This window comes from Rhodococcus sp. NPDC003383 (assembly GCF_053589115.1).
Genome location: NZ_JBSFRG010000050.1, coordinates 1 through 16,014, shown reverse-complemented (window position 1 = coordinate 16,014; position 16,014 = coordinate 1). Strand labels below are relative to the sequence as shown.

Sequence of the window (16,014 nt, the reverse complement as noted above, 5' to 3'; positions counted from 1 at the left end):
GGAGGGCGAGGCGGTCACTGTGTCTGCTCGAGGACTAGGCCAGTTCGAGCGCCGAGGCCACAGCGACGGGGTCGACCGGGATCGGCTGCACCACGGGAACATCGCGCAGGGCGGTGTCCGGGTCCTTGAGGCCGTTGCCGGTGACGGTGCACACAACCCGGAGGCCGCGCGGCAGCCAGCCCTCCTTGCTCGCGGCGAGCAGACCCGCGATCGACGCCGCCGACGCCGGCTCGACGAAGATCGACTCGGACTTCGCGAGCAGGTGGTACGCCTCGAGGATCTCCTCGTCGGTGGCGGCACGGAACGCGCCGTCCGACTCCTCCTTCGCGGCGACCGCACCGTTCCACGACGCGGGAGCGCCGATCCGGATCGCGGTGGCGATGGTCTCGGGATCCTTGACCGGGTGGCCGAGCACGAGCGGGGCCGCACCGGCGGCCTGCACACCGAGCATGCGGGGACGGCGGGTGCTCACGCCGTCGGCGAAGTACTCGGAGTAGCCCTTCCAGTACGCGGTGATGTTGCCCGCGTTGCCCACCGGGAGCACGTGCACGTCGGGAGCGTCGCCGAGCGCGTCGACGATCTCGAACGCGGCGGTCTTCTGTCCCTCGATACGGACCGGGTTGACGGAGTTGACCAGGCCGATCGTCGGGAACTCGGCGGTCGTCTTGCGGGCCAGCTCGAGGCAGTCGTCGAAGTTGCCCTCGACCTGGACGATCCGGGCGCCGTGCATGACGGCCTGGGCGAGCTTGCCCATGGCGATCTTGCCCTGCGGCACGAGCACCGCGCAGCCGATGCCCGCGCGGGACGCGTACGCGGCAGCCGACGCAGAGGTGTTGCCGGTGGAGGCGCACAGCACCGCCTGCTTGCCGGTCGCCAGCGCCTCGGTGACGGCCATCGTCATGCCGCGGTCCTTGAAGGAACCGGTGGGGTTGAGCCCCTCGACCTTGACGTGGACCTCGCAGCCGGTGATCTCGGACAGGCGAGGTGCCGGGAGCAGCGGCGTACCACCCTCGCGCAGCGTCACCGTCTTCCAGCCCTCACCGATCGGCAGTCGAGAACGGTACGCCTCGATCAGGCCGGGCCACGGGGTGTGCACGGGGGTGATGTTCTTCTCGGCCGCGCTCATTCGGCGGATCCCTCCAGTCTCAGGACACTGGTCACAGCAGTTACGGATTCGAGTTCATCGAGTGCTGCGACGGTACTCGACAACGCTTCGTCGGTGGCGCGGTGCGTGAGCACCACCAGGCGCGCACCGTTTCCGGCGCCTTCCTGGCGCACGGCGGAAATGCTGACCCCGCGCTTGGCGAACTCGGCGGCCACGGCGGAGAGCACACCTGCCCGGTCCGCGACCTGCAGGTTCACGTAGTAGCGGGTCATGATCTCGCTCATCGGCGCGATCTCGAGATCGGCGTACTTCGATTCGCGGGGACCGCGACCGCCCTGCACGCGGTTGCGCGCGGCCATCACCAGGTCGCCCATCACCGCGGACGCGGTGGGAGCGCCGCCGGCACCCTGGCCGTAGAACATCAGGCGGCCCGACGCCTCCGCCTCGACGACGACGGCGTTGAACGCGCCGGACACGCTCGCGAGGGGATGCTCCCGCGGCACCAGCGCGGGGTAGACCCGCGCCGAAACCTTGTCCTTGCCGTCCTCGGTGGTGATGCGCTCGCAGATCGCGAGGAGCTTGACGGTGCAGTTCAGCGCGCGAGCGGACGTCAGGTCGGCGGCAGTGATCTTCGAGATGCCCTCGCGGTACACGTCGGCGGCGGTGACGCGGGTGTGGAAGGCGATGGACGCGAGGATCGCGGCCTTGGAGGCGGCGTCGAAGCCCTCGACGTCCGCGGTCGGATCGGCCTCGGCGTAACCGAGCCGGCCCGCCTCGGCGAGCGCCTCGGCGTAGTCGGCTCCGGTCTCGTCCATCGCCGACAGGATGTAGTTGGTGGTGCCGTTGACGATGCCGATGACGCGGTTGACGCGGTCGCCGGCCAGGGACTGGGTCAGCGGGCGGATCACCGGGATCGCACCGGCGACGGCGGCCTCGAAGTACAGGTCGACGTGCTTGGCCTCGGCGGCCTCCGCGAGTTCACCGGTGTACTCGGCGAGCAGCGCCTTGTTCGCCGTGACCACGGACTTGCCGGCGTCGAGCGCGGTCCGTACGAGCTTGCGGGGCAGGTCGATGCCGCCGATGACCTCGACGACGATGTCGACGTCGTCGCGCGCGATCAGTCCCTCCGCGTCGGTGGTCAGCAGCTCGACCGGGATGCCGCGGTCCTCGGAGACGGTGCGCACGGCGACACCGCGCAGCTCCAGCGGCGCACCGATGCGTGCCTCGAGATCGGCTGCGTCGTCCCGGATGATGCGGACGACCTCGGCGCCCACGGTGCCGTGGCCGAGCACCGCCACGCCGACGGGACGCGGCGCCTGACTGGTCCCCGTTTCGGTCGTCACTCCGTAACCTCCAAGCTGAGCAGATCTTCCACGGTTTCCCGACGCAGGATGACGCGGGAAACGCCGTCCTTGACCGCCACGACGGCGGGACGGGCCAGCAGGTTGTACCTGCTGGACATCGAATAGCAGTATGCACCGGTCGCGGCGACGGCCAGCAAATCCCCGGCCCGGACGTCCTCGGGCATCCAGGTGTCGCGGATCACGATGTCACCGCTCTCACAGTGCTTGCCGACGACTCGCGAGACGACCGGATCCGCGTCGCTGACGCGGGAGACCAACCGGGCCTCGTACTCCGCCTGGTACAGGGAGGTGCGGATGTTGTCGCTCATGCCGCCGTCGACGCTGATGTAGCGGCGGCTGTGACCCGCGGCGACCGCGACGTCCTTGATCGTGCCGACCTCGTAGAGGGTGATCGTGCCCGGTCCGGCGATGGCGCGGCCCGGCTCGACCGCGAGGGTCGGGGTGGGCAGTCCCGCCAGCGCGGATTCGGTGCGCACGATGTCGAGGAGCTTCGCGGCGAGTTCCTCGACCGGCGGCGGATCGTCGCTCGGCACGTACGAGATGCCGAGTCCACCGCCGAGGTCGACGATGTTCAGCTGGGACGTCTTGTCCACACCGAACTCGGCGACGATGTCGCGGAGCAGGCCGATCACCCGGTGTGCGGCCAGTTCGAAGCCGTCGACGTCGAAGATCTGCGAGCCGATGTGGCTGTGCAGGCCGACCAGCCGGAGGTTGGCGGTCTCGAAGACCCGGCGCACCGCGGACATCGCGACCCCTCCGGCGAGCGAGAGACCGAACTTCTGGTCCTCGTGCGCGGTGGAGATGAACTCGTGGGTGTGCGCCTCGACACCGACGGTGACCCGGATCAGCACGTCCTGCACGACCCCGGCTTCCCCGGCGATCGCGTCGAGCCGGTCGATCTCGGCCATCGAGTCGAGCACGATGTGCCCGACCCCGGCCGCGACCGCGGTGCGCAGTTCGGCGACGGACTTGTTGTTGCCGTGCATCGCGATCTTCTCGGCGGGGAACCCGGCGTGCAGTGCGACCGCGAGTTCACCACCGGACGCGACGTCGAGGCACAGGCCCTCCTGCTGCACCCAGCGGGCGACCTCGGTGCACAGGAACGCCTTGGAGGCGTAGTGCACCTTGGTGTCGGGCCCGAACGCCGCGGCGATGTCGCGGCACCGGGACCGGAAGTCGTCCTCGTCGATCACGAACAGCGGGGTGCCGTACTTCTCGGCGAGTTCGGTGACGGGAACCCCGGCGATGCGGACGGCGCCGTCGTCGCCGCGGCTCGTGCCGCGCGGCCACACCTGCCGGTGCAGCGCGTTCAGTTCCTCGTGGGTGGTGGGCCGTTCGGGCAGGCCCGGTGCGTGCGGGATCTCCGCGTGCCGCGGACCGGCGGGGTGCGCGTTCACATCCGCTCCGGAGCGCTGACGCCGAGCAGGCCGAGGCCGTTGGCGAGAACCTGACGGGCCGCCGCGCACAGCGCGAGCCGCGCGGTGTGCAGGTCTCCGGGCTCCTCGTCGCCCTGCGGGAGGATGCGGCACGCGTCGTAGAACCGGTGGTAGGCGCCGGCGAGTTCTTCGAGGTAGCGCGCGACCCGGTGCGGTTCGCGCAGTTCCGCGGCCTTCGCGACGACGCGCGGGTACTCGCCGATGGTGCGGATCAGGTCGCCCTCGCGGTCGTGGGTGAGCAGCGCGAGGTTCGCGCCCTCGGCGCTGAGACCGAGGTCGGCGGCGTTGCGCGCGATCGACGAGAGGCGGGCGTGCGCGTACTGCACGTAGTAGACCGGGTTCTCGTTGCCGGCCGACGCCCACAGCTCGAGGTCGATGTCGATGCTCTGGTCGACCGACGAGCGCACGAGCGCGTAGCGGGCGGCGTCGACACCGATCGCCTCGACGAGGTCGTCGAGGGTGATGACGGTGCCGGCACGCTTGCTCATCTTCACAGCCTGGCCGTCGCGCACGAGGTTGACCATCTGGCCGATCATGACCTCGACGGTGTCGGGGTCGTCGCCGAATGCGGCCGCGGCGGCCTTGAGCCGGCCGATGTAGCCGTGGTGGTCGGCGCCGAGCATGTAGATGCACAGGTCGAAGCCGCGCGAGCGCTTGTCCTGGAAGTAGGCGATGTCGCCGGCGATGTAGGCGGCGTTGCCGTCGGACTTGATGACGACGCGGTCCTTGTCGTCGCCGAAGTCGGTGCTCTTGAGCCACCACGCGCCGTCGGCGTTGTACAGGTTGCCGGAGCCCTTGAGCGTCTCGACGGCCTTGTCGACCGCGCCGGATTCGAACAGCGAGTTCTCGTGGAAGTACACGTCGAAGTCGACGCCGAACTCGTGCAGCGTGCGCTTGATGTGCGCGAACATCAGGTCGACGCCGATGGACCGGAACGTCTCGTGCCGCTCGGCCTCGGGCAGGTCGAGCGCGCCGGGCGCCCGCTTCTGCACCTCGGCGGCGATGTCGACGATGTAGTCGCCGGCATAGCCGTCCTCGGGGGCCGGTTCGCCCTCGGCCGCGGCGATCAGCGACCGCGTGAAGCGGTCGATCTGCGCGCCGTGGTCGTTGAAGTAGTACTCGCGGGTGACCTCGGCGCCCTGCGTCGACAGGATCCGGCCGAGCGCGTCGCCGACCGCGGCCCAGCGGGTGCCACCGAGGTGGATCGGGCCGGTCGGGTTCGCGGACACGAACTCGAGGTTGATCTTGCGGCCGGCGAGCGCGTCGGAGTTGCCGTACGCCGAGAGCTCGGTGAGCACCTTCGCGACGATCGCGCCCTGCGCGTCGGCCGCGAGGCGGATGTTGAGGAAGCCCGGTCCCGCGACCTCGGCCGATTCGATGCCGTCGGCGGCGGTGAGCGCTTCGGCGAGCCAGGTTGCGAGCTCGCGCGGGTTCACACCGGCCTTCTTCGCGACCTGCATCGCCACGTTGGTCGCATAGTCGCCGTGCTCCGGGTTCCGGGGCCGCTCGACGGTGAGGGTCTCGGGCAGGACGGACACGTCGAGGTCACGCTCGGCGAGCACCCTCGCAGCGGTTCCGTGGAGCAATTCGGCAAGGTCGGCAGGAGTCACAGGAGTTCATCCTATTGGCTGGCCCCTGCGAGCACCGACGGTGCCCCACAGGAGCGCGCCCGTACAGTTGTGGGGGCACGCGGCCCGGGGCCGCGGTCTCGTTGTCCATCCGATGTTGTCCATCCGATCGAAAGAGCTACCAGCGATGCCCAGCGGTTCGGTTAACGGTGGTTCCGGCAAGAAGTCCGGCGCCAAGTCCGCGAAGGCCATTTCGGCCGCCGCGAAGAAGAGCGGCGGGGGCCGCGGACTTCCCAAGCAGCGTCAGATCCCGTGGATGGTGATCGGTGGCGTCGTCGCGGTCGTCGCGCTGATCGCCGTGATCGCCGTCAGCATCGGCCCGAAGTACCAGGATCAGCAGAAGCTGGCTGCGTGGACGCCGTCCGAATCGAATCAGGATCCGTCGACCGCGCTCGAGGGCATCGTCACGGTCGACTATCCCGCCGGGCAGCACATCGATTCCACCCAGCGGGTCGCCTACGACCACACCCCGCCGTTCGGCGGTCCGCACGACTCGATCTGGGCCACGTGCACGGGCGTCGTCTACCCGGAGGCGATCCGTACGGAGAACGCGGTGCATTCGCTCGAGCACGGTGCGGTGTGGATCACGTACAACCCGGACCTGGTCGACGCCGCGGGGGTCGAGACGCTCAGCGCGAAGGTCGACGGCAAGTCCTACACCATGATGTCGCCGTATCCGGGCCAGGCTTCGCCGATCTCGCTGCAGTCGTGGGGCCACCAGCTCACGGTGGATTCCGCCGACGACGAGCGGATCGACCAGTTCATCGCCTCGCTGCGTCAGAACCGGTACACCTACCCGGAGGTCGGTGCGAGCTGCGCGACGATCCCCGGCTCGTACGATCCGGCGAACCCGCCGCCGTTCGATCCGTCGGCTCCCGGCCCGGACGCCGTGCCGATGACCGGCGGAACGGTCGACTCCGCCGAGGTCCAGACGGACATGCAGGCTCCGGCGGGTAGCTGACCATGAGCGACGGTTTCTCGCAGGGTTCGGGACAGCGCCGAATCCTCGTGGCACTCGGGATCATTGCTGCGCTCGCGATCGGTTTCCTGGTCGGTTTCCTGATCCCGCGCGGGGATGCGCAGGAGGTTCCGGCGGCCGATTCCGTGGCCGTCGGTTTCTCCCAGGACATGAGCGTGCACCACAACCAGGCGATCGAGATGGCGTCGATCGCGCTGACCCGTTCGACGGATCAGCGGGTGCAGAACCTGGCGTACGACATCCTCACGACCCAGCAGAACCAGGTCGGGCAGATGCAGGGCTGGCTGACGCTGTGGAATCAGGCGCCGTTGCCCACCGGTGAGTACATGACGTGGATGAGCGACGACAGCGAGACCATGCACGACGGTCACGCCGCGGGTCACGGTTCGTCCGCCGCGGCGGTCCCGATGCCGGGCATGGCGACCTCGCAGGAACTGGCGGCGCTGCGGGCCGCGTCGGGTCCGGAACTCGACGTGCTGTTCCTGCAGTTGATGCTGCGGCACCACCAGGGCGGGTTGCCGATGATGGAGTACGGCGCCGAGCACGGCGAGGTCGCCGCGGTGCGGACGCTGGCGCAGACGATGGTCGATACGCAGACCGGCGAGTCGGAGTTGATGACGGCGATGCTCGCCGAGCGCGGCGCACAGCCCCTGCCGATGAACTGACCCCCGATCCGGGCCGAAAAACCCGCGCTGACCAGGCGATGTGGCGTATGGGCAACAATGCGCTAGGCTAACTCCGCACCGCCGGTCAGCCGGTGGGCCCGGATTGCCCTCGTAGCTCAGGGGATAGAGCGCTTGCCTCCGGAGCAAGAAGTCGCAGGTTCGAATCCTGCCGAGGGCACCACGAGCAGTAGGCCCCGCTTCGAATTCGAAGCGGGGCCTACTGCTTTTCGTAATTTTCGGGCTGGTCGCCGGTCCCTATCCTGTGGTCGCCGCGAGCGGGCCCATGTCGAAGTAGTCCCGCCACGCGGCGATCTTCCCGTCGGCCACCTCGAACGAGCCCATGACGGGGACCTCGACCGTGCGCCCGTTGACGGTCAGCACGTCGGTGCGCTCGTTGAGGACGAGGTTGTCGCTCGCGAGCTGGCGATGGATGCGGAAGTCGATACCGCCGAACGTCGCGACCATCCCGGCGAAGTACTCCTCGATGGCGGCACGGCCGTGGACCTCCTCCAGCGGAATGTTGTGGTACACGGCGTCGTCGGTGAAGTACGCAGCGAGCGCGGCCGGATCCGGTTCCGCCCAGGCGGCGCAGAATTCGGTGACGAGCTGGTCGGGCGTCATCGCCTGCCTCTCCGTTGCAGTCCGATCGAGTGTCACACGCGGACGAACCGCGCCGGATCGGTTCCGGGGACGCGGCGGGCGCGCCCCCGCTCGATGAGGTGGCGGATGTGCGCCGAGCCTTCGGACATGGCCATCTGCTTGCCGCGCGGCGGTGTCTCGTCCCACGGCCGGTACCACGTCATGCGTTCGGTGGCCTGCCACAGCGTCAGCTCCTCGTCCCCGAACGACTCGTAGAGATCGTCGAGGCGACGTTCGTGGTGTTCGACGAGCGCCTCCGTCCGGGCTGCGAGGTCGTCGATGGGCTGCCGGTGCGCGGGCAGGGTGCGGCGGGCGGGCAGAGTCGCGACGGCGCGCAGCGAGTCGAGGAACTCCCCCAGCGCGTCGCGTTCGGCCACGGGGAAGTCGAATTCGCCGACGTGCGGGGTGGTCTTGGCGAGCACGTGGTCGCCGCTGAAGAGGATGCCGTGTTCCTCGATGAAGAAGCACGCGTGGCCCGGGGTGTGGCCGGGGGTGAACACGGTCCGCAGGGTGCGTCCGGCGAGCGGGATGATCTCGTCGGTCTTCAACACCCGGTCCGGTTTCTCGTCCGGGACGCCGTCGCGATCACGGCCGGCGGCGAGGAATTCCTCGATGTACTCGGCGGGCGCCCCGGCCTTGACCCACTGGTCGAGTTCCCGGTTCGTCCAGTCGTGGCCGGCCATCATGTGTCCGAGCTGTTCGAAGTCCGCTTCGTGCATGCCGACCCAGCATCCGGACGCTTCGCGGATGCGGCCGGTGAGGCCGACGTGGTCGGGATGGAAGTGTGTGACGACCACCCCTTCGACGTCGGTCACCGACAGTCCGGCCGATGCGAGCCCGGCCTGCAGCGCATTCCAGGAGGTGTCGTTGTTCCACCCCACGTCCACGAGGATCACGCCGCGTTGGGACTCGACTGCGTAGACCTGGGTGTCGCCGACCGGCAGGTCCGCGACGGGAACGGGGATCGCGTGGATGCCGTCCCCGATGTCCCGGGCCTCGTTGAACTGTTCCATATTTGCGCCTCCGAAATCTGCACTACTGCATCTTCTGTCTTCGAAGCTAGCGCAAAAGGTTCAACTATTCTTCGGACAGGGGCTCGATGATCGCGAGAATCGAACGGATCTCCCCCGCCGGGATGTCGAAGTGCTCGGTGATCGACACCGTCATATCGGCACCACTGCCGGTATCTATCTCGAGCAGGAAGCGCGCAACGACGTTGTTGCCCCACTCGTGGAACGTCAGATTCCGCACCCGGCGGAGCGGCCGGTACTCCGGGCCGTGCTCGAGCCGGTACCGGATCTCGGCCCCGGTGTCGCCGGTTCGCTGCCCGTTCTCCACGCGCCAGGCATCGGCGGCCAGGCGGACGTGGGACGCATCGTGGCTGATCAGCGACCGGATGTAGGCCCGAGCCATCGCGACCCGGGGGCTGTCGGTCGGCGCGGTCGCGTGCTCGGCGACGGCCGCCATGAGCGTCGGCGCCCAGTCCGGCCGGCAGATCACCAGATCCGGCAGATAGGGGTGGGGGCGGTTGTATTCGAGTTCCGAGCCGTCGATCCGCGCGCAGAACAATCCGGCCGCCTGCGCGACGGCAACGGGGGCCGCCGAGTCCCACTCCCACTGGCCACCGGCGTGAACATAGGCGTCGACCTCGCCGCGGAGCACCGCCATCGCCTTCGCGCCCGCCGAACCCATGCGCACGACGTCGGCACCGACGGCGCGGGCCACCGCACCGGCGAACTCCGGCGGGCGGCTACCGCTGACCACGATGCGGGGACGTCCCTCGCCGAGCGGACGCCGTTCGACGACGGGCGCCTCGTCGGTGCTGTACACGGCGCCGAGGCCCGGCTGGGCGACCGCCCCGGCGGTCAGGCCGCGACCGGCCTCCCACAACGCGACGTGCACGGCCCAGTCGGTGTGGCCGAGCATCCCGTATTCCTTCGACCCGTCGAGCGGGTCGATGATCCACACCCGCTCGGCGTCGACGCGCGCCGGATCGTCCGCGGATTCCTCGGACAGCACGGCGTCGCCGGGACGGTGCTCGGCCAGCATTTCGAGGATGAGCACGTTCGCGTCGTGGTCACCGCGGCGGCCGAGTTCGCGCCCGCTCAGGGCGTCGGCCTCGGCGGCTCGAACGGTCAGCAACAGTTCTCCTGCCGCCGTGGCGATCTCGGCGGCGAGAGCAGCATCGTCTGTCATGGCATCAACACTTCCATGATCCGGGCGGCCTGCGCGACCGGATCGCCGTCGGAGGGGCGGAGCACCAGGTCGGGGTTCTGTGGCGGTTCGTACGGATCGTCGACGCCGGTGAAGCCGGTGATCTCCCCGGCCCGGGCCCGGGCGTACATGCCCTTGGGGTCGCGGGCCTCGCAGTCGGCGAGCGGGGTGTCGACGAACACCTCGACGAACGGGATGCCGGCGTCGGCGTGCTGCTGCCGGATCCGGTCGCGGTCGGCTCGGTAGGGGCTGATCAGCGAGCAGATCGCGACGAGGCCGGCGTCGGCCATCAACTGGGCGACGGCCCCGACGCGGCGCACGTTCTCGGCGCGGTCCTCGGGTCCGAATCCGAGGTCGGAGTTGAGTCCGTGGCGCAGATTGTCGCCGTCCAGGCGATAGGCGGGAATTCCCGCCGCGAGCAGCTTTCGTTCGAGTTCCGCTGCGACCGTGGACTTTCCGGATGCGGACAGCCCGGTCAGCCACACCGTCCTGCCCGTGGTGGCGCGGTCGGCGCGGACGACCTCGGCGGGGTGCCACACGGCGCCCGTCTCGGCGAGAGTGGGTCCGGTGATCATGCCGGCGGCGACGGTGTTGCCGGTGGCCTCGTCGACGAGGACGAAGCTGCCGGTGGTGCGGTTGCGCCGGTACGGATCGAACAGCAGCGGCTGCTGAGTGCGCAGCTGTACGCGCCCGATCTCGTTGAGGCTCAGCGTGGTTGCGGTCTCGTCGCGGTGCAGCGTGTTGACGTCGAGCCGGTAGTCGAGCCGCACAGGCCGGGCATGGACCGCCTTCGTGGTGTGCAGCAGGGTGTAGCGGGTGTCCGGATCGAGGCTCGAGCGTTCGGTGAGCCAGCAGACCATGGCATCGATGTCGGTGCCGACCAGCGGCCGGTTGTTGGGCCGGCACAGCATGTCCCCACGGCCGAGGTCGAGTTCGTCCGCGAGTTCGACGCACACGGCGACGTCGGCGAACGCATGCTCGAGCGGTTCTCCGCCGGGACCCCAGATGCGCTCGACGCGGGTACCGAACCCGGACGGCAGTGCGACCACCTCGTCGCCGGGTTTGAACACGCCGCTGGCGACGGTGCCCGCGTAGCCGCGGAAGTCGCCGGTGCCCGCGTAGCGGCGGAAGTCGCCGGTGCCCGCGTAGCGGCGGAATTCGCCACCGCGGCGGATGACGTACTGCACCGGCAGGCGCGCGTCGATGAGGTTGTGGTCGGACCCGATGTGCACCTGTTCGAGGTGATGCAGCAGCGAAGTCCCTTCGTACCACGGCATGTTCGCGGTGCGGCTGACGACGTTGTCGCCCTGCAGCGCCGAGATCGGCACGAAGTACAGGTCGTGGATCTCCAATTTGGCTGCGAAGAGCCGGAATTCGTCGCAGATTTCCTCGAACCGGTCCTGCGACCAGTCCACCAGATCCATCTTGTTCACACACAGCACCAGGTGCGGCACCCCGAGCAGACTCGCCAGGAAGGCATGCCGCCGAGTCTGTTCGAGGATGCCCTTGCGGGCGTCGACCAGGATCAGCGCGAGGTCGGCGGTCGAGGCGCCGGTGACCATGTTGCGGGTGTACTGCTCGTGTCCCGGTGTATCGGCGATGACGAAGCTGCGGTGCGGCGTCGCGAAGTAGCGGTACGCGACGTCGATGGTGATGCCCTGTTCCCGTTCCGCGCGCAGGCCGTCGGTGAGCAGCGCCAGATCGGTCTGTTCGGCGCCGCGGTCCCGGCTGGTACGGGCCACGGCCTCGAGTTGATCCTCGAAGACGGCCTTGGAATCGAACAGCAGCCGGCCGATCAGCGTGGACTTGCCGTCGTCGACACTGCCGGCGGTCGCGATGCGCAGCAGTCGGGACATCAGAAGTACCCCTCCTTCTTGCGGTCTTCCATGCCCGCCTCGGAGATCCGGTCGTCGGCGCGGGTGGCGCCGCGTTCGGTGACGCGGCTGGCGGCGACCTCGGCGACCACCTGTTCGGCGGTGGCCGCGGTGGATTCGACGCAGCCGGTGCAGGTGGCGTCGCCGACGGTGCGGAAGCGCACGAGCGCCTCGCGCGGCTGCTCTCCGGGCTGCAGAGCGAGAAACCTGGTGTGCGCCAGGAGCATTCCGTCGCGTTCGACGACGGGCCGGCGGTGCGCATAGTACAGCGCCGGCAGGTCGATGTTCTCGTCGCGCAGGTACGACCAGATGTCGAGTTCGGTCCAGTTCGACAGAGGGAAGACGCGGATGTGCTCTCCCTTGCGGTGCCGCCCGTTGTACAGGTGCCACAGTTCGGGTCGCTGCGCCTTGGGATCCCACTGGCCGAACCGGTCGCGGAAGCTGAAGATGCGTTCCTTGGCGCGGGCCTTCTCCTCGTCGCGGCGGGCGCCCCCGAAGACCGCGTCGAAGCCGCCTTCGCGCAGGGCACGCAGCAGAGTACCGGTCTGCAACCGGTTGCGGCCGCCGTGCGGACCGGTGTCCTCGACGGCGTGGCCGGCGTCGATGTCGTCCTGGACGGACGCGACGATCAGACGCAGGCCGAGTCGCTCGACGACCCGGTCGCGGAATTCGACGACCTCGTCGAAGTTGTGGCCGGTGTCGATGTGCAGGACCGGGAAGGGCAGCGGCGCGGGCCAGAACGCCTTGGCGGCGAGGTGGAGCATCACCGCCGAATCCTTGCCGCCCGAGAACAGCAGCACGGGCCGCTCGAAGGTCGCCGCGACCTCCCGGAAGATGTGCACGGATTCGGCTTCGAGCGCGCGGAGGGGCGGCAACTCGTAGGACGGTGGTCGAAACGGCTGCGCCGTGGTCATCGAGGTACTCCCCACCCGGGACGTCGGTCCAAATATGTACCGATTCGGTCGAAGTCGGACTATTCGAAACGATAGAACGAGTTTCAATTCGGGGTCAACGGTTTGGGGAGACCCGGAGTGGCGGTCAGCGCTCCGGACGTCGCCCGCCGAGCTCCGCGGTGATCGCGTCGGCCGCCTCGACGAGCGCCGCGCCGCGCCGCGCGATCTCCGCGGCGTCGATCTCGGCCTCGACGTGCAGCGCGAGGACCAGCGATTGGTGTCCGTCCGGGTCGTAGGCGGGCGCGGCGATCAGGTTCACCGCGAGCGGTTCACCGGCCGGGGCCTCCTCCGGGAACAGGACGCGCTCGCCCGGACTGGACACCAGCTCCCCGAGCAGTTCGCGCAGTTCCGGCGCCAGGTCGTGCGCGACCACGCCGGCCATCAGCGCGTACAGCCGCCGCCCGCCCCGGGTGAGCGATTCGACGAGGTATCCCGTGCGCCGGCACCGGTCGACCACGCGCTGCAGATGCGGGCGGTCGAGCCGTACCGGCAGGGTCGGCTCGCGGCGCAGCCATTGTTCGAGGCGCTGGTCGGTGTCCCACAGCACATACATCAGGCCGACGGGCGGCGCGAACGGGTACACCTCCCCCACCCGCGCACTCGCCGTCGCACCCCGGGGTCCCACCACGTCGAGCACCGCGATGCGGTCGCCGACGACGGCGGAGGCGGTGCAGGCGACGTCGAACCGGGCGCTGAGCCGGGTGAGATGCCGGTGCGCGACCGGACCGGCCGCGAAGCCGCGCTGCGCCGCGCGCCCGGCAACGATCAGGGCGGGGCCGAGCCCGTAGGTCTTGTCGACCGGGTCGCGCATGAGATAGCCCGCGTCGGCGAGCGCGGTGAGGATGCCGAGGCAGGTGGGTTTGCTCAGGCCCAGCTCGCGGGCGAGCTCGGAGAGGCCGAACCGGACGCCGGGGTGCGCGACGAGGTGGTCGAGGACCTGCACGACCCGTTCGGTCGGCGGCGAGCGCCGAGCGGACCCGGCAGCGTCCCCGCTCGGCGCGGTGGAATCGCTGAGACGAACCATTGACCACTTCCTGTAACACGTTCTATCGTCGGTCCAATCAGACTTTACCGCAGCGGTACATATTTGGACCACAGGGAGATCGATGTGATCACCGATCCGCTCGCCGCGGCGATCGCCGAGGCCGAGAAACTCGTCGCCACCGCTCCGCACGTCCGCACCGACCAGGATCTCGCCGAGGGCTACGGCTACCTCGCCGGGGGAATCGCCGCGTGCGTGCACGCCGCCTGGGCCCACAGCAGCACCCACCCGGTCCTCATCACCGGCACCGGTCCGTACAGCAAGATGGGCCTGGACAACCCCGACACCCTGTACTGGGGTGCGGCCGTGCGCGACGACGCCGAGTACGTGGCCTCCGGCCGCCGCGGCACGACCTGCGACCTGAGCTTCCAGGTGCTCGCCGGCAACTACACCGACGCCGACGTGCCCGGCAACGTCACCGCCTTCGACGACCGTGCGATCCGCATCGGGGACGACGGCACGTTCGAGGTGCGATTCGGCCCCGGCCCCGCCGATCCGGAGCGCAACTACTTCACCCTCGCGCCCGGATCGTCGCAGCTCGTCATCCGGGAGGTGTACAGCGACTGGTCGCAGCGACGCGGCACCGTCCGCATCGACCGGGTCGACACGCTCGGCACCCCCGCGGCGGAGCCGACGCAGGAGGACGCCGTCAAACGATACGAGCGCGCCGGACGTGCGCTCGTCTCGCGGGTGAAGACGTGGCTGCAGTTCCCCGAGTGGTTCTACCTGAAGCTGCCGGTCAACACCGTGACCGCACCGCGCCGCACCCCCGGAGGCCTGGACACGCAGTACTCGTCCGTCGGGCACTACGAACTCGCCGACGACGAGGCGATGATCCTCACCGTGCCCGCGTCCGACGCCCCCTACCTGGGGTTCCAGATCGGCAGCCTCTGGTACATCTCGCTGGACTACATCCACCACCAGACGTCGCTGAACAACACTCAGGCCCAGGTGGATCCGGACGGCAAGGTCCGCATCGTGATCTCGAACCGCAACCCCGGCATCACCAACTGGATCGAGACGCTCGGCCGCAGCCGCGGCATCCTGCAGTTCCGCTGGCAGCGCATCGACCGCGAGCTCACGTCCGCGGACGGTCCGACGGCGCAGGTGGTTCCGTTCGACAAGATCGCCGAGTCGCTGCCGTTCCACGAGTCCAACCTCATCACCCCCGAGGCGTGGTCCCGGCGGATCGCGGCGCGCCAGACCGCGATCGCCGATCGGATGCAGGCGTGAGCGCGCCGGCGGGGTTGCTGCACGACCGGGTGGTCGTGATCTCCGGCGTCGGGCCCGGCCTCGGGCGCACCCTCGCGGTCCGGTGCGCCGAACACGGAGCCGACGTCGTGCTGGCAGCCCGCACCCGCGAGCGGCTCGACGAGGTCGCCGCGGAGGTCACCGCGCTGGGCCGGCGCGCCTTGGGAGTGCCCACCGACATCACCGACGACGAGTCCGCGGCCGCATTGGTCGCCGCGGCCGCCGAGGAATTCGGCGCCGTGCACGTGCTGGTCAACAACGCCTTCTCGGTCCCGTCGATGAAGCCGTTGGCGCGCACCGACTTCCAGCACATCCGGGACAGCGTGGAACTGTCCGTGCTCGGCGCGCTGCGCCTGACCCAGTTGTTCACCCCCACCCTCGCCGAGTCGAAAGGTGCAGTGGTGAACATCAATTCGATGGTGGTGCGGCACTCCCAGGAACGGTACGGCAGTTACAAGATCGCGAAGTCGGCGTTGCTGTCGATGTCGCAGTCGCTGGCGACCGAACTCGGCCCCCAGGGAATCCGCGTGAATTCTGTTGCTCCCGGCTACATCTGGGGCCCGATCCTCCGGAGCTACTTCGAACACCAGGCCGGAAAGTACGGCACCACCGTCGAGCAGATCTACGAGCACACCGCAGCCGCCAGCGACCTGCGTCGCCTGCCCACCACCGAGGAGATCGCCGACGCGGTGATCTTCCTGGCCTCGCCGATGGCATCGGCGATCACCGGGCAGTGCCTCGACGTCAACTGCGGCGAATTCCACCATTGAGCCGTGGGGCGTTTTTGGGGGGGGGGCCGCCCCCAAAGCACACCGGGCGGGGGTGCACCAAGTACGAACGCACCACCCGCCGCAGAGCCCACAA

General features: G+C 69.3%; 14 protein-coding genes and 1 tRNA gene. 5 read left to right on the top strand and 10 right to left on the bottom strand.

Going from position 1 to position 16,014, the window contains the following annotated elements; genetic code table 11:
* Positions 1–34: 34 nt before the first annotated feature.
* The 4 genes from thrC to argS are packed head-to-tail and all read right to left on the bottom strand — an operon-like array spanning position 35 to position 5,515.
* Entirely contained in the window at positions 35–1,126 is a 1,092-nt protein-coding gene (thrC, locus tag ACWDTS_RS27250) for a threonine synthase (protein ID WP_197255218.1), read from the bottom strand.
* Positions 1,123–2,448 carry a homoserine dehydrogenase gene (locus ACWDTS_RS27245; protein ID WP_197255219.1) on the bottom strand — a complete coding sequence of 442 codons (1,326 nt, stop codon included), beginning with the start codon at positions 2,446–2,448 and terminating at the stop codon, positions 1,123–1,125. Before ACWDTS_RS27245 ends, thrC begins: the two co-directional genes overlap by 4 nt.
* Positions 2,445–3,866, bottom strand: a complete 1,422-nt coding sequence (lysA, locus tag ACWDTS_RS27240; RefSeq protein ID WP_450119405.1) for a diaminopimelate decarboxylase — start codon at positions 3,864–3,866, stop codon at positions 2,445–2,447. Before lysA ends, ACWDTS_RS27245 begins: the two co-directional genes overlap by 4 nt.
* Entirely contained in the window at positions 3,863–5,515 is a 1,653-nt protein-coding gene (gene argS, locus ACWDTS_RS27235; protein WP_248675225.1) for an arginine--tRNA ligase, read from the bottom strand. Before argS ends, lysA begins: the two co-directional genes overlap by 4 nt.
* A 145-nt stretch (positions 5,516–5,660) precedes the next feature.
* Between argS and ACWDTS_RS27230 the strand changes: the two genes are divergently transcribed.
* The 3 genes from ACWDTS_RS27230 to ACWDTS_RS27220 all read left to right on the top strand — a co-directional run bounded on the left by ACWDTS_RS27230 (position 5,661) and on the right by ACWDTS_RS27220 (position 7,358).
* Positions 5,661–6,494: a DUF3105 domain-containing protein gene (locus ACWDTS_RS27230; protein WP_450119404.1), complete on the top strand. Its 834-nt coding sequence runs from the start codon at positions 5,661–5,663 to the stop codon at positions 6,492–6,494.
* Positions 6,495–6,496: 2 nt separating this feature from the next.
* On the top strand, positions 6,497–7,177 hold the full coding sequence (locus tag ACWDTS_RS27225; RefSeq protein ID WP_197255222.1) for a DUF305 domain-containing protein: 681 nt from the start codon (positions 6,497–6,499) through the stop codon (positions 7,175–7,177).
* Positions 7,178–7,282: 105 nt separating this feature from the next.
* Positions 7,283–7,358 (top strand) — tRNA-Arg (locus tag ACWDTS_RS27220).
* 74 nt (positions 7,359–7,432) lie between these two features.
* Here the strand turns inward: ACWDTS_RS27220 and ACWDTS_RS27215 are convergent.
* The 6 genes from ACWDTS_RS27215 to ACWDTS_RS27190 all read right to left on the bottom strand — a co-directional run bounded on the left by ACWDTS_RS27215 (position 7,433) and on the right by ACWDTS_RS27190 (position 13,881).
* Complete coding sequence (locus ACWDTS_RS27215) at positions 7,433–7,798, bottom strand: SgcJ/EcaC family oxidoreductase (protein ID WP_248675223.1); 366 nt, start codon at positions 7,796–7,798, stop codon at positions 7,433–7,435.
* Between the two features lie 32 nt (positions 7,799–7,830).
* A complete protein-coding gene (locus tag ACWDTS_RS27210) occupies positions 7,831–8,829 on the bottom strand; it encodes an MBL fold metallo-hydrolase (RefSeq protein ID WP_248675222.1) in 999 nt (332 codons plus the stop codon).
* A gap of 64 nt (positions 8,830–8,893) precedes the next feature.
* On the bottom strand, positions 8,894–10,012 hold the full coding sequence (locus ACWDTS_RS27205; protein WP_450111370.1) for a 3'(2'),5'-bisphosphate nucleotidase CysQ: 1,119 nt from the start codon (positions 10,010–10,012) through the stop codon (positions 8,894–8,896).
* A complete protein-coding gene (gene cysC, locus ACWDTS_RS27200) occupies positions 10,009–11,886 on the bottom strand; it encodes an adenylyl-sulfate kinase (RefSeq protein WP_450119403.1) in 1,878 nt (625 codons plus the stop codon). Before cysC ends, ACWDTS_RS27205 begins: the two co-directional genes overlap by 4 nt.
* Positions 11,886–12,818: a sulfate adenylyltransferase subunit CysD gene (gene cysD / locus ACWDTS_RS27195; RefSeq protein WP_450111372.1), complete on the bottom strand. Its 933-nt coding sequence runs from the start codon at positions 12,816–12,818 to the stop codon at positions 11,886–11,888. The genes cysC and cysD overlap by 1 nt, the downstream gene beginning before the upstream one ends.
* Positions 12,819–12,942: 124 nt before the next feature.
* Entirely contained in the window at positions 12,943–13,881 is a 939-nt protein-coding gene (locus ACWDTS_RS27190) for an IclR family transcriptional regulator (protein ID WP_450111373.1), read from the bottom strand.
* 84 nt (positions 13,882–13,965) lie between these two features.
* Between ACWDTS_RS27190 and ACWDTS_RS27185 the strand changes: the two genes are divergently transcribed.
* Both ACWDTS_RS27185 and ACWDTS_RS27180 read left to right on the top strand, forming a co-directional pair.
* A complete protein-coding gene (locus tag ACWDTS_RS27185) occupies positions 13,966–15,132 on the top strand; it encodes a hypothetical protein (protein WP_450111374.1) in 1,167 nt (388 codons plus the stop codon).
* Complete coding sequence (locus tag ACWDTS_RS27180; protein WP_450111375.1) at positions 15,129–15,920, top strand: SDR family oxidoreductase; 792 nt, start codon at positions 15,129–15,131, stop codon at positions 15,918–15,920. Before ACWDTS_RS27185 ends, ACWDTS_RS27180 begins: the two co-directional genes overlap by 4 nt.
* Positions 15,921–16,014: the final 94 nt, after the last annotated feature.